General features: G+C 71.8%; 9 protein-coding genes and 1 pseudogene. 4 read left to right on the top strand and 6 right to left on the bottom strand.

Annotated elements, in window-relative coordinates; genetic code table 11:
* The first annotated feature begins 18 nt into the window (after nt 1-18).
* Nucleotides 19-1,041, top strand: a complete 1,023-nt coding sequence (locus tag OH809_RS32810) for a LacI family DNA-binding transcriptional regulator (protein WP_406418140.1) — start codon at nt 19-21, stop codon at nt 1,039-1,041.
* Between the two features lie 183 nt (nt 1,042-1,224).
* On the opposite strand, the pseudogene OH809_RS32805 reads toward OH809_RS32810, so the two are convergent.
* The 3 genes and pseudogenes from OH809_RS32805 to OH809_RS32795 form a co-directional block, all read right to left on the bottom strand.
* Nucleotides 1,225-1,395, bottom strand: a pseudogene (locus OH809_RS32805) (IS5/IS1182 family transposase); the annotation flags it as partial.
* A 134-nt stretch (nt 1,396-1,529) separates the two neighbouring features.
* Nucleotides 1,530-2,156, bottom strand: a complete 627-nt coding sequence (locus OH809_RS32800; protein ID WP_406418142.1) for an NUDIX domain-containing protein — start codon at nt 2,154-2,156, stop codon at nt 1,530-1,532.
* A gap of 88 nt (nt 2,157-2,244) precedes the next feature.
* Nucleotides 2,245-3,930: a CTP synthase gene (locus tag OH809_RS32795; protein ID WP_406418143.1), complete on the bottom strand. Its 1,686-nt coding sequence runs from the start codon at nt 3,928-3,930 to the stop codon at nt 2,245-2,247.
* Nucleotides 3,931-4,335: 405 nt separating this feature from the next.
* Between OH809_RS32795 and OH809_RS32790 the strand changes: the two genes are divergently transcribed.
* From OH809_RS32790 to OH809_RS32780, 3 genes are all read left to right on the top strand, one after another.
* The gene (locus OH809_RS32790; protein WP_406424839.1) at nt 4,336-6,138 is read left to right on the top strand and encodes a glycoside hydrolase family 15 protein; all 1,803 of its coding nucleotides are present in this window, start codon (nt 4,336-4,338) and stop codon (nt 6,136-6,138) included.
* A 101-nt stretch (nt 6,139-6,239) separates the two neighbouring features.
* Nucleotides 6,240-7,658 carry an FAD-binding oxidoreductase gene (locus OH809_RS32785; RefSeq protein ID WP_406418145.1) on the top strand — a complete coding sequence of 473 codons (1,419 nt, stop codon included), beginning with the start codon at nt 6,240-6,242 and terminating at the stop codon, nt 7,656-7,658.
* A gap of 95 nt (nt 7,659-7,753) precedes the next feature.
* On the top strand, nt 7,754-9,397 hold the full coding sequence (locus tag OH809_RS32780) for a PucR family transcriptional regulator (RefSeq protein ID WP_406515993.1): 1,644 nt from the start codon (nt 7,754-7,756) through the stop codon (nt 9,395-9,397).
* Between the two features lie 43 nt (nt 9,398-9,440).
* Here OH809_RS32780 and OH809_RS32775 read toward each other — a convergent pair whose 3' ends face one another.
* The 3 genes from OH809_RS32775 to recN all read right to left on the bottom strand — a co-directional run bounded on the left by OH809_RS32775 (nt 9,441) and on the right by recN (nt 13,403).
* The gene (locus OH809_RS32775) at nt 9,441-10,541 is read right to left on the bottom strand and encodes a glycosyltransferase family 4 protein (protein ID WP_406418149.1); all 1,101 of its coding nucleotides are present in this window, start codon (nt 10,539-10,541) and stop codon (nt 9,441-9,443) included.
* A gap of 185 nt (nt 10,542-10,726) precedes the next feature.
* Nucleotides 10,727-11,497, bottom strand: coding sequence for a hypothetical protein (locus tag OH809_RS32770; RefSeq protein ID WP_406424841.1), 771 nt, complete (start codon nt 11,495-11,497; stop codon nt 10,727-10,729).
* Between the two features lie 160 nt (nt 11,498-11,657).
* Nucleotides 11,658-13,403: a DNA repair protein RecN gene (recN, locus tag OH809_RS32765; protein WP_406418151.1), complete on the bottom strand. Its 1,746-nt coding sequence runs from the start codon at nt 13,401-13,403 to the stop codon at nt 11,658-11,660.
* Nucleotides 13,404-13,472 lie beyond the last annotated feature (69 nt).

The following is a 13,472-nucleotide window of genomic DNA, read 5'->3' as shown; positions in this document are numbered from 1 at the left end:
ATTCCGTAGGATGAGGCCATGTCAGGGCCCACTCTCGCCGATGTGGCACGCGCCGCGGAGGTCTCCACCGCCACCGTCTCGCACGCTCTCAACGGAACCGGCCGGCTGACCGACTCCACGCGCCGCCGGGTCTGCGAGGTGGCCACCATGCTCGGGTACGGCTCCCAGCGGACCCCGCGGACTGGGAAAACCCTGGGCGTGGCCGTCACGACCTACGCCGGATCGGCTTGGAACTTCTTCAACGTCCCGTACTTCGCCCGGCTCCTCACCGCCGCCACCGCCACCGCGCACGCGCACGGCTACGCCCTGACGATCCTCCCCGCCACCTGCGGGGCCGAGACGCCCTGGCACACCCTCACCGTGGACGGCATGCTGCTCATCGACAGCCCCACGGACGACCCGGTGCTGCGTGCGCTGCGCGCCCGGGACATCCCGCTCGTCTTCGACGGCCGACCCGTCGATCCGAGGCCCGGGGACGTCTGGGTCGACAACGACCACACCGCCACCACCCGCGAGGTCCTCGGCCACCTGGCGGCCTCGGGCGGCCGGCGGATCGCCCTGCACGCCGGGTACGGCGACGAGCACTACACCCGGGCTGTGACCCGCGCGTACGAGCAGTGGTGCCACGAGCACGGCCGGACGCCACTGCTCCTCACCTTCGACCCGTACGACGACCCGGGCCACGGCTTCGACGCGGTCTTCGCCGCCCACGCCTGCGACGCGGTCTACACGGTCTACGACCGCGGCGGCCGCCAGGTCCTGGCCGCAGCGGCCCGCCACGGCCTGCGGATCCCCGACGACCTCCTCCTCGTCTGCGCCAGCGAGGACCAGGCCTACGCCGAGAACGATCCGCCGGTGAGCACCGTGACCCTGCACCCCGCAACGATCGCCGAGACCGCGGTGACGGCCCTGGTCTCCCGCCTGTCTCCCACCGCCCCGCCACCACCCCCCGGCGCCCTGACGGTCCCGGCGGTCCTCCACCCCCGCCACTCCTCACGCCGCCGGGCCCGGCCTGGCTCTACTCAGCAGGGAGGTTGGTGACACGCCCCTGTCGGTTGTCGGTCATGGAAGGACCTCCGGACGTAGGGCCTTCTCCGCACCGGGATCAGCAACAGCTTCCCGGCCTCCGGCCACAGGACGCGACTCCCCAGCCAGGCGGTCACGTCATGCCCCCACCCTCCCGGGCGGGGCACCACTGCTTCCTCGTTCTCACGAGCGAAGCGAAGAGCAGCCGAAGCGCAGGAGCTGCAGCAGCTTGTCGAAGACGATCCAGTCACTGATGCGTGGGCGGTGGCAGCCCAGCGGATGGGTCGGCGCGTAGACCGGCCGCTCCGGCAGCAGGGCAGCGAATTGGTCCCGGAGCGGGTCGGTCAGCCATGACGGCAGTACAGGCACAGGTCTCCCCGGTGATCACAGAGCGTCGCAACTCCATGATTGCCAAGACCTGTGCCTGTACTGCTGCCGGGGTCCGCCGCCGCGCCTGTCTGCGCGACCTCTTAGCTTGAAGCCAAGACCGACCGGCGGACCGCTCAGACCTCGAACGGCCGGGCCGGCCACGGCGCCTCGGCCGGCCGCAACGAATCGATCCCGTCACCGGCGAGCACCGCCGCGAGCGAGAGGACGCCCACCACGAGGCAGTTGTTGTGCAGCTCCCCGGCGAGCACCCCCCGTACGAGCTCCTGCAGCTCCACCCGTGCCAGCTCCATGTCGGCCTCCTCCTCGGAGACCACGAAGCGCTCACCGTCCGCCTCGGAGAGGTTCCGGGCGAGGAAGATCCGTACGGCTTCGTCGCAGCCGCCGGGCGTGGTGTAGACGTCGGTCAGCACCCGCCAGTCCTCGGCCTTGGCGTACGCCTCCTCGTAGAGCTCGCGCTGCGCCGCGTGCAGCGGGTTCTCACCGGGGACGTCGAGCAGTCCGGCGGGGATCTCCCAGAGCTTGTGGCGCACGGGGTGCCGGTACTGCCGCAGTACGAGGACCCGGCCCGCGTCGTCGAGTGCGAGCACGGCGACCGATCCGGGGTGGACCTGGTAGTCGCGGCGGACGACCGATCCGTCGGGCATCACCACGTCATCGGTGCGGACGCTGGTCTTGTTGCCCGTGAAGGGGGTCCCGGTCGCAGTGACCTGCCACTCCTCGGGCGTGTCCTGGATAACCATCTACGTCCTCCCACAAAAACTGAAACCGGGGTACGGATCCTCGATCGATCCGTACCCCGGTCAACGGTAACGCCTGCCTGCCGCCGGACTACTTGCCCGACGTGGCGCCCTGCTTGCTGTCTGTCCGGGCGCCCGTCTTGCGCTCGACTGCCGCCTTCACCAGGCCCGCGAAGAGCGGGTGCGGGCGGGTCGGGCGGGAACGGAGCTCCGGGTGCGCCTGGGTGGCGACCAGGTAGGGGTGGATCTCGCGCGGGTACTCGACGTACTCGACGAGCTTGTTGTCCGGCGAGGTGCCGGAGAAGACCAGTCCGGCCTTCTTCTCCAGCTCGGCGCGGTAGGCGTTGTTGACCTCGTAGCGGTGGCGGTGACGCTCCTCCACGTACGGCTGGTCGTCGTACGCCTCACGGACCAGCGAGCCCTCGGCGAGCTTCGCCGGGTACAGGCCGAGCCGCATGGTGCCGCCCAGGTCACCCGCGCCCTCGACGTAGGCGAGCTGCTCCTCCATCGTCGAGATGACGGGGTGGGAGGTGGCGGCGTCGAACTCGGTGGAGTTGGCGTCGGGGATCTCGGCGAGGTTGCGCGCCGCCTCGATCACGATGCACTGCAGGCCGAGGCAGAGGCCGAGCAGCGGCACCTTGTTCTCACGGGCGTACTGAATGGCGCCGATCTTGCCGTTGACACCGCGGTCGCCGAAGCCGCCCGGGACGCAGATCGCGTCGACGTCGGAGAGCTGCCTGGCGGCACCGGCCGGGGTCTTGCAGTCGTCGGAGGCGACCCACTTGACCTTGACCCGGGCCTTGTTCGCGAAGCCGCCGGCCCGGATGGCCTCGGTGACGGAGAGGTACGCGTCGGGCAGGTCGATGTACTTGCCGACGAGCGCGACGGTGACCTCGTGGTCGGGGTTGTGGACGCGGTCCAGCAGGTCGTCCCAGGTGGTCCAGTCGACATCGCGGAACGGCAGGTCGAGCTTGCGCACCACGTACGCGTCCAGACCCTCGGTGTGCAGCACCTTCGGGATGTCGTAGATCGACTTGGCGTCCACACAGGCCACCACAGCGGCTTCGTCGACGTCGCACATCAGCGAGATCTTGCGCTTGATGGCGGTCGGTACGTCACGGTCGGCGCGCAGCACGATGGCGTCCGGCTGGATACCGATGTTGCGCAGCGCCGCGACGGAGTGCTGGGTGGGCTTGGTCTTGAGCTCGCCGGACGGGCCGATGTACGGCAGCAGCGAGATGTGCACGACGAAGACGTTGTCCCGGCCGACCTCGTGACGGACCTGGCGGACGGTCTCCAGGAACGGCAGCGACTCGATGTCGCCGACCGTGCCGCCGACCTCGGTGATGACGACGTCGACGTCGTCGGTGGCCATGCGGCGGATGCGGTGCTTGATCTCATTGGTGATGTGCGGGATGACCTGCACGGTGTCACCGAGGTACTCGCCGCGCCGCTCCTTGGCGATGACCTGCGAGTACACCTGGCCGGTCGTGACGTTGGCGGAGCCGTCGAGGTCGACGTCGAGGAAGCGCTCGTAGTGGCCGATGTCCAGGTCGGTCTCGGCGCCGTCGTTGGTGACGAACACCTCGCCGTGCTGGAACGGGTTCATCGTGCCTGGGTCGACGTTCAGGTAGGGGTCGAGCTTCTGCATGGTGACCCGAAGGCCCCGCGCCTTGAGCAGGGCACCCAGGCTGGAGGCAGTCAGACCCTTGCCGAGGGATGAGGCGACACCCCCGGTGACGAAGATGTGCTTGGTCGTCGTGGATGTGGGCTGCATAGCCAAAGGGGGCTCCCGTGGTCGCGGATCTTGAGGTGCGTACCGGCGTTGCCATCCGGAGATTCGGAGGCGCCGTCGCTGCGGTTCGGGGGCCTCGTCCGCTGTTGCTGACGACCACCGGTCCACGGGCTACCAGGGTATCAGCGACCGGGGGAGCCCGCTTCCGGCCACACCCGGCACACTCGCCACACAGAATCACCACGCCACGTTCACGCCCCACCCGTTCGGCGCAGACGCATTGCCGGGGCCGTCGCGCGGTCATGCACGTGCGTCGTATCCTGCTCGGACACTCGCCCCGGGCGAGGCATTGGAGCCCTCGGCTCACCACAACAACCCCTTGCAACGACCTCTTGACCCGCAGTAAGCGCCCCACGGGGCGACATGGCCGTTCGACTGGAGATGCACGTGGCCGGGCGCATCGAGGATTACGCACTCATCGGAGACATGCAGACCGCTGCCCTGGTCTGCCGGGACGGCACAGCCGACTGGCTTTGCCTGCCCCGCTTCGACTCGCATGCCATCTTCGCGGGACTGCTGGGTACCGAGGAGCACGGCTTCTGGCGCCTGGGCCCCGCGTACGCGACCGGGGCGGAGGCACCGGCAGCGGACCGGCGGCGCTACCGCGGGGACTCCCTCATCCTGGAGTCGGAGTGGGACACGCCGCGCGGCACGGTCCGCGTGACCGATTTCATGCCCCCGCGTGACGGCGCGCCGCAACTGATCCGGATCGTGGAAGGGATCAGCGGCCGGGTGCCGATGCGCTCCGAGCTGCGCATGCGGTTCAGCTACGGGCGGGTCATCCCGTGGGTGCACAAGGTCGACGGCCGTACGGTCGCGGTCGCCGGCCCGGACTCCGTCTGGCTGGACACGCCCGCCGACACGTACGGCGAGAACCTGACGACGTACTCCGACTTCACCGTCGCACCGGGGGACCGGATCGCCTTCACCATCAGCTGGCAGCCCTCGCACCACGAGCCGCCCGGACTGCCGGACCCCGAGGGGTCGCTGGAGGCGACGGAGGACTTCTGGCGCGAGTGGGTCGAGCAGTGCACGTACCACGGCCCCTACCGCGAGGCGGTGGTCCGCTCCCTGATCACCCTGAAGGCGCTGACGTACGCACCGACCGGCGGCATCGTCGCCGCCCCGACCACCTCCCTGCCGGAGGACATCGGCGGCTCGCGGAACTGGGACTATCGCTACACCTGGCTGCGCGACGCGGCAATCACTCTCTCCTCGCTGCTGCGCACCGGCTACCGCGAGGAGGCCCGCGCCTGGCGCGAGTGGCTGCTGCGGGCCGTCGCGGGTGACCCGGAGAACCTGCAGATCATGTACGGCATCGCGGGCGAGCGCGAGCTGGGCGAGGCCGAGCTGGACTGGCTGCCCGGTTACGAGAACTCAGGCCCGGTCCGGGTCGGCAACGGCGCGGTGGGCCAGCTGCAGCTCGATGTGTACGGCGAGGTCATCGAGGCGCTGCACCTCGCCCACATGACGGGCCTGACCCGCAACGACTACGCGACGGGGCTCCAGCTCAAGCTGATCTCGTACCTGGAGAACCACTGGGACGAACCGGACGAGGGCATCTGGGAGGTGCGCGGGCCGCGCCGTCACTTCGTCCACTCCAAGGTCATGGCCTGGGTCGCCGTCGACCGCACCATCAAGCTGATCGAGTCCGGGGACACCGAGGGACCTCTGGAGCGGTGGCGGGAACTGCGCGACGTCATCCACCGCGATGTCTGCGAAAACGGCTACGACAAGGAACGCAACACCTTCACCCAGTCCTACGGGTCGAGGGAGCTCGACGCGTCACTGCTGCTGATCCCGCAGATGGGCTTCCTGCCGCCGGACGACAAGCGGGTCATCGGCACGATCGAGGCGATCCAGCGCGAGCTGTCCACGGAGGACGGCTTCGTGCTGCGCTACCCCACCAAGGGCGAGGACACGGGCGTCGATGGTCTCGAGGGCGACGAGGGCGCGTTCCTGGCGTGCTCGTTCTGGCTGGCCGACGACCTGGCGATGATCGGACGGGTCGACGAGGCACGCCAGCTCTTCGAACGGCTGCTCTCGCTCCGCAACGACCTGGGGCTGCTCGCGGAGGAGTGGGATCCGCGGCTGCAGCGGCAGGTGGGGAACTTCCCGCAGGCGTTCAGCCATGTGCCGCTGATCGACACGGCACTGCGGCTGACGGCGAGCGGGGCCTACGTCGGCTGACCGCCGGATGCGTTGGCAGGGCCGGTCTTCCCGGGCCGGTGCGGTCCGGGAGCACCGCCCTACGATGGAACTGACCTGTCACGCCCTCGGAAGGGGGCATCATGACGCCCCGCAGCACGGCCGGCACCAGTGACACCGCCGGTACGACGGACCTCGCCGTGGACAGTCTCCGTCGCGATCTCACCGGCGAAGCCTTCGCACCCGGTGACGCCGGATACGACGGGGCGCGCATGATCTTCAACGGCATGATCGACCGACGGCCCGCAGTGGTCGCCCAGTGCGCCTCGGAGGCGGACGTGGCGCTGTCGGTCCGGTTCGCCCGTGAGCACGGCCTGGAGATCGCGGTCCGTGGCGGCGGCCACAGCGTCGCAGGCATGTCACTCACCGACGGCGGACTGGTGGTCGACCTCCGCCGCATGAACAGCGTGACGGTCGCCCCGAGCGACCAGGCGGCACGCGTCGGCGGCGGCGCGACCATGAGCGATCTGGACCGGGCCACCCAGCCGTACGGGCTGGCGACCACCGGCGGCCGGGCCTCCACCACCGGTGTTGGCGGCTTCACACTGGGCGGCGGCTCCGGCTGGCTGGAGCGGAGATTCGGTCTGGCCTGCGACAACCTGCTGGCCGCCGAGCTGGTGATCGCGGACGGCAGCATCGTCCACGCGAGCCTCGACGAGAACCCTGAACTGTTCTGGGCGCTGCACGGCGGCGGCGGCAACTTCGGCGTCGCCACCTCGCTCACCGTCGACCTGCACGAACTGCCGGAGATGTCCTTCGCGCTGCTGCTGTACCGCCCGGAGGCCGGTCCCGAAGTGCTGCGTGCGTACCGGGACCTGATGGCCTCCGCGCCTGACGAGGCCGGCGGAGCCCTTCTCTACATCACCGGGCCACCCGAGGAATTCGTACCGGAGCATCTGGTCGGCACACTCGTCTGCGGCGTCCTGCTCACCTGTACCGGGCCGTCGGCCCGGGCCCGGGAACTGGCCGGGCCGCTGCTCGTCCTCGACCACGAGTCCGAGGTGATCACCGACATCCCGTACGCGGACCTGCAGTGCATGCTCGACGCCCCGCCCGGGATGCGGAACTACTGGTCCGCCGAGTACCTGGACACCTTCCCCGACGAAGCGGTGGACCTGTTCTGCTCCCGCGCCGCAGACATGCCCGTCCCCTCCGCTTCGCAGCACGCCCTCTTCCCGATGGGCGGTGCGGTGGTCCGCGGCCCCGCCGAGTACCCGCTGCCTTGGCGCACCGCCCGCTGGGCCGTGCACCCGTTCGGCGTCTGGGAGAGCCCGTCCGACGACGAGCGCGGCCGCCAGTGGGTACGTCAGGTGCGCGCCGATGTGCGCCCCTGGTCCACCGGCGCCGTCTACCTCAACTTCATCGGGCGCGAGGGCTCGGACCGGGTCGTCGCCGGACTCGGCGCCGAGAACTACGCCCGGCTCGCTGCGGTCAAGGCCGCCTACGACCCTGACAACGTGTTCCATCTCAACCACAATGTCGAGCCTGCCGCCGCCCGGTGAACTCCCCCGACGACGGCACCGCAGCATCCGGCCGGTACCTTCCTGACCAGGACGACAGCCCGCCCGACCCGAACGGAAGCACGAGGCCAGAACCAGTGGAGAACCAAGGCGGAATCACCGTGCAGCGCGCCCTGGAGCTGCCGGGGCTGCGCAGCGGACTCCCCGAGGTGGTGGCCGGCGCGGACCGGCTGAACCGCACGGTGCGCTGGGTGCATGCGGGCGAGGTCCCGAACATCGCATCCCTCCTCAAGGGCGGTGAGCTGCTGCTCACCACCGGTCTGGGGCTCGGCACCCGCCCCGCCGAGCAGCGCACCTTCGTGCGCAGACTCGCCGACCGCGGGATCGCCGCCCTGGTGGTGGAGCTCGGGCCGCGCTTCAGCAGACTGCCCGCCTCGATCGTGGACGCCGCGCGGGCAGCCGGTCTACCGCTCGTGCAGCTGCACCGCGAGGTGCCGTTCGTGACGGTGACCGAGGAGATCCACACCGAGATCGTCAACGGCCATTACGCGCTGCTGCGGCAGGCCGAGGACGTGCACCGGCGGTGCACGGAGGCGCTGCTCGGCGGCGGCGGGGTCCCGCAGGTGCTCGGCATCCTGGCGGACTTCACGGCCAACCCGGTCTTCCTGGAGACGGCGGACGGCCAGCTGCTGTACGCGGCGGGCACCGAGTCCGGTCCGGTCTCCGCCGATCCGCTCCAGGTATGGGACGGGATGCGCGGTGGCCGGGCGGCCCGCGAGGCACCGCCCACGGGTGCGGTGCTGGTGGATGTGCCGGGCGGTGGCCCCGGGTCCGGTTCGGTACGGGCCAGGCTGGTGCTCCTCGCGGTGTCCGGGCCGCTGGTGACGGTGCACCGGATGGCGGCGGAGCGGGCGGCGGGCATCCTCGCCGTGGTGCTGATGCAGGCCCGCCAGGAGGAGGAACTCGCCGCGCGCGGCCGCGGCGACTTCCTGACGGACCTCGCGGAGGGCCGGATCACTCCGGAGGACGCACCCGCACAGGCCCGCGTACTGGGCTTCAAGCCGGGCGAGGCGCCGCTGCTGCCGGTGGTGATGCGACTGGCCCCCGAGCTGTCCCCGTCGGGCAACTGGGCGCTGCTGGCGCGCGCGGTCCTGGAGGAGCTGTCATCGGTGGGCGTGCCGGTGCTGCTTGGCGTACGCCCCGTGGAGGGCAGGGTTCCGCTGCTGCTCGGCCTGCGGTCCGAGTCGGAGCGTACGGCGGTGGCCGACCGGGTCGCGGCAGCGCTGCGGGCCGGCGTCGAGCGGGCCGGGCTGGAGCGGGCGGGCGCGCAGCCGCCGGTCGTGGTGGTCGGGGTCGCGGGCGGCTGGGCGGCGGCCGGGGCGGGGCTGCGGCACGCGGCGGAGACGGCGACGGCCGCGCAGGGGCTCAGCAACCGGCCCTGGTACGACGCCCGGCGCCTGGACATCGACCTGCTGCTGTGGCGGCTGCGGGACCATCCGGACCTGGCGGCGTTCGTGGAACGGGCGATCGGACCGCTGCGCGATCACGACCGCACCTCGCGCCCGCCGCTGCTGCCCACCCTGGAGTCGTATCTCGCCCACGCCAGCCGCAAGGCGGAGACGGCCCGCGAACTGCACCTTAACCGCCAGACCCTCTACAACCGTCTGGCCCGCATCGGCGAGCTGCTGGGCACGGACCTGGACGACCCCCAGACGGTCCTGGCTCTGAGCCTGGCCCTGAGAGCCCGCCGCCACGCCAAACCGGGAGCATCAGGCGACTGAGAAAAAGACGGCCGCGGGACGCTCCGACAACCCCGCCGTCACCTCACCATCCCCGCCCGATCGCCAACGACTGAGCCAACTCGTCGTAAACGCTGAGGACTTGCGCAATCGTGTCGTCCTCCGTTGGCCAACTCGCCGCCTGCACACGCCCCGCGTCGGCCATCCGCTCCCGAGCCGCCGGGTCCCCCAGCAGCCGCACAACAACCCGCGCCATGGCCTCCGCGTTGCCGTACGGCACAAGTTCCGCCGCGTTCCCGACCAGTTCGGGCATCCCCCCCACCGCCGTGGCGACCAATGGCACCCCCATCCGCAGCGCCTCCTGCGCCACCAGCGACCGCGCCTCCCACCGGCTGGGCAACAGAGCCAGATCGGCGACGGCAAGAAGCTCGGCGACGTCGTCGCGGCTCCCGATCAGCCTGACGGGCAGTTCCTCGTCCCGGATCCGCCGCTGGAGCGCACCCCGCTCCCGCCCCTCCCCCGCGATGACCAGCAGGGGTACGGGGTCGAGTTGACGCCACATCCGTGCCACGTCGAGCAGTGTGTCGTACCCGTGATGCGGTACGAGACTGCCGATGGAGACAAGTAACGGCCGCCCCACCACTCCGAGTTCGGCCCGCACCTTGCCATCGTCGCGGACAGCGGCGGAAATGCGCGACAGGGGAATGGCAACCGGCGCGAGTCTCGCGTCACGCGCGCCCCGCCGCCGCGCCCGGTCGACCAGATCCGACGACGTACCGAGCACAACGGCCGCCGCCCGGGCGGCCTTTCGCTCCAGGAGGTGGAGCAGCCGGCTGCGGGCACCTTCGGCGTACGCCCGGGTGTGCCAGGTCAGAACCAGTGGGGTACGCCGCCCGCCGAGCGCAAGACCCGTGCGTACGGCGGCGTGCAGCCCGTGCGCATGGACCACATCCGCCCCCACGCAGGCGCCCCGCAGGGCGGCGACGGCGGCGGGGTCACTGCGCCGCGGTACGGGGACAAAGCGGGCCCCCGTGCCGGAGAAGTCGTAGGCGCGGTCCAGTTCGGCGGGGGCGCAGACGGTGACGTGTACGCCTCTCGCGATCAGCCCCGCGGCCAGCGAGCTGACGTGAGCGCTGCTGCCCGCACTGCCGCCGCCCAGGACTTGGACCGTACGCAGCTGTGACACGTTGAATGGCTCCAGGGGCTACCGAGTCGGCGGTATGTGCACCGCCAAGGATGCCAGTCCGTACGCACGTTCCGGCACCTCGGAGCCGTGGTTCCGGTGTGCACAGCGACAACCGGGCGTGCGTTACCACCCGGACGGGTGAGGACAACGGTGCGATATTGCCACGCCGGCGACCCGGCGACGCGTCAGCGCCCCGACAGCACGTCACCGATCCGACAGCGCCGGGCGAGCCCGCTGATCCGGTCCCCGTACACCGCCGCGGCCAGGACCCCCGCCGCATGGGCGGCGAGCCCGCCCCGGCCGTTGCCCGCAACGATCGCGAGACCGACGGCCGCGCCCAGGGCATGCGCGCCCGCGTCCCCGAACATGGTGCGTTCCCCCAGCTCCTCGGCGGCGAGGGCTGCCACGGCCCCCATCGGCGCGGCAGCGAGTCCGCCCCTGACCAGCCCCGGGGTCCCGAGGGCGAGCACGGTGGCGGTCGCGACGCCCGGCCGCAGGTCCGTGAGGTTGACGAGATGAGTGGTTCCGGCGATCACGACACCCGCGAGGATCCGGTCGACGGGCCGTTCCTTCAGCAGGACGCCCGCAGCGAGCCCGGCCGCCCCGATACCGAAGAGCTTCACGGCGCCACTGGTCACCTCGCCGTGCCGCAGCGCGGTGAGATGGGCGCGGAACCCGCGGCGCGGATCCTCGGCGCCGGCGAAGTCGTCGTACCCGCCACAGCCCCCGGCGGCCAGCACGGCGAGGGCGGCGGCGGTCCGGGTACGGGGCGACAGCGGGAGCACGGCGGCTCCGGCGGCGGCACCGAGCGCGACGGCGGGCCCGGCGTACAGATCGACGGTGCGCCCCGCGTAGTTGGTCCGCAACCACCCCGGGCGCGGCCGCCCCCGCAGCGCCCGGTACACCCCGCCCGCGACCCCGGCGGCGACGGCACCGGCAGCGACCCTGCTGATCATTGCTCCCATGCGCGCCAGGCTACGAGTCGGCCCCGAACACTCGGACACAGGGGCGCCGAGGCCCGCCCGCACACCGCACCGCACCGCACCGCAGAAACCGAAGCCGGCCCGTCCCCGCGCCGAACGGCAAAGACTCCCCCGCACAGCAGTGCGCCGCCGCCTACCCGTCCGTCCGCGCCGCGGCCAGCAGCTCCTCCGCATGCGCCCGCGCCGTCTCCGAGTCCTCCTGTCCCGCAAGCATCCGGGACAGCTCCCGTACCCGGTCCTCGCCCTCCAGGACCGTGACGCCGCTCCGGGTCACCGCCCCGTCGACCGTCTTCTCGACCAGCAGCTGCCGGTCGGCGAACGCCGCCACCTGCGGCAGGTGCGTGACGACGACCACCTGCGCGGACTTGGCGAGCTTCGCCAGCCGCCGTCCGACCTCGACGGCCGCCTTGCCGCCGACGCCCGCGTCGACCTCGTCGAAGAGGTACGTGGGTACGGGGTCGGAGCCCGCGAACACCACCTCGACGGCGAGCATCACCCGGGACAGCTCACCGCCCGACGCACCCTTGGCGATCGGCCGGGGCTGGGCGCCGGGGTGCGGGGCCAGCAGCAGTTCCACCTCGTCGGCGCCGGACGGACCGTAGAGCACGCTCCGCCCGCCGATGTCGATGCCGGACGCCTCGTCCGCCGCGTCGGTCTGCCGGATGTCGAAGGAGACCCGGGCGTGTGGCATGGCGAGGGAGGCCAGTTCCTCGGTCACCGCTTCGGCGAAGAGCGCCGCCGCCGCCGTCCGGGCATCGGTCAGCGCCTGTCCGAGCCCGGAGAGTTCGGCCCGCAACGCGTCCCGCTCGGCCGTCAGCCCGCCGATCCGGTCGTCGTCGCCCTCGAGTTCGGTGAGCCTGCCGGCCCCGTCCTCGGCCCAGGCGAGCACGGCGGCGATGTCCTCGCCGTACTTGCGCGTGAGCGCGGTGAGCGCGGCGCGCCGCTCCTCCACCGCGGCGAGCCGCAGCGGGTCGGCGTCCAGCTGGTCGGCGTACCCGGCCAGTTCGCCCGCCACATCGGCGAGCAGGATGGAGATCTCGCCGATCCGGTCGGCGAGGGCGGCGAGCGCCGGGTCGTGGGCGCGGACGGCGTCGAGCGACCGCCCGGCCGCGGCGACGACGGTCGTCGCGTCGACGGCCTCCTGGTCCTCCGGGTTGCCCGCGAGCGCGGCGTGCGCGAGGGCGGCCGCGGAGGCGAGCGCTTCGGCGTGACCGAGCCGTTCGGCCTCGGCGGCGAGATCGGTGTCCTCGCCGGGCAGCGGTTCGACGCCGGCGATCTCGCCCAGTCCGAAGCGCAGCAGATCCGCTTCCTGGGCGCGTTCGCGGGCGCGCGTGGTCAGCTCCTCGAGCTCCGTGACGACGGCCCGCAGCCGCCGGTAAGCCGCCGCGTACTTGGCGTGCGGCACGGCGACGCCGTCGCCCGCGTACCGGTCCAGGGCCTGCCGCTGCCGCGCGGGCTTGAGCAGCCCCTGCTGGTCGGTCTGGCCGTGCACGGCGACGAGTTCGTCGGCGAGTTCGGTGAGGACGCCCACCGGCACGGACCGTCCGCCGAGATGGGCGCGCGAGCGCCCTTCCGCGGAAACGGTACGGCTGATCAGCAGCGCACCCTCGTCGATTTCGGCCCCGGCCTCCTCGGCCCGTACCGCTGCCGCGTCACCGGCGGACACCGTGATCCGTCCCTCGACGACGGCAGCCTTGGCACCGATCCGCACCAGGGCGGGGTCGGCGCGCCCGCCGAGCAGCAGCCCCAGGCTGGTGACGACCATGGTCTTGCCCGCGCCGGTCTCGCCCGTCACCGCGGTGAACCCGGGTGACAGCTCCACCACCGCGTCGTCGATGACTCCGAGCGACCGTATCCGCATCTCCTCCAACACGGACACGACCTTACGAGGTCCGGACCCCGGTGTGCGACGGGCCCCGGCCGCGGATTCACTCTCCCGTGCGCCGGA

The organism is Streptomyces sp. NBC_00873 (assembly GCF_045207415.1).
Taxonomy (GTDB): domain Bacteria; phylum Actinomycetota; class Actinomycetes; order Streptomycetales; family Streptomycetaceae; genus Streptomyces.
The sequence above is the reverse complement of the archived record's forward strand: the minus strand, read 5'-3'. Positions and strand labels throughout refer to the sequence as shown.

Bases quoted from the DNA above. Each gene is read 5' to 3' on its own strand.
- OH809_RS32770 (WP_406424841.1), bottom strand. From the start codon at position 11,497: ATGATCAGCAGGGTCGCTGCCGGTGCCGTCGCCGCCGGGGTCGCGGGC.
- OH809_RS32800 (WP_406418142.1), bottom strand. From the start codon at position 2,156: ATGGTTATCCAGGACACGCCCGAGGAGTGGCAGGTCACTGCGACCGGG.
- OH809_RS32795 (WP_406418143.1), bottom strand. From the start codon at position 3,930: ATGCAGCCCACATCCACGACGACCAAGCACATCTTCGTCACCGGGGGT.
- OH809_RS32785 (WP_406418145.1), top strand. From the start codon at position 6,240: ATGACGCCCCGCAGCACGGCCGGCACCAGTGACACCGCCGGTACGACG.
- OH809_RS32810 (WP_406418140.1), top strand. From the start codon at position 19: ATGTCAGGGCCCACTCTCGCCGATGTGGCACGCGCCGCGGAGGTCTCC.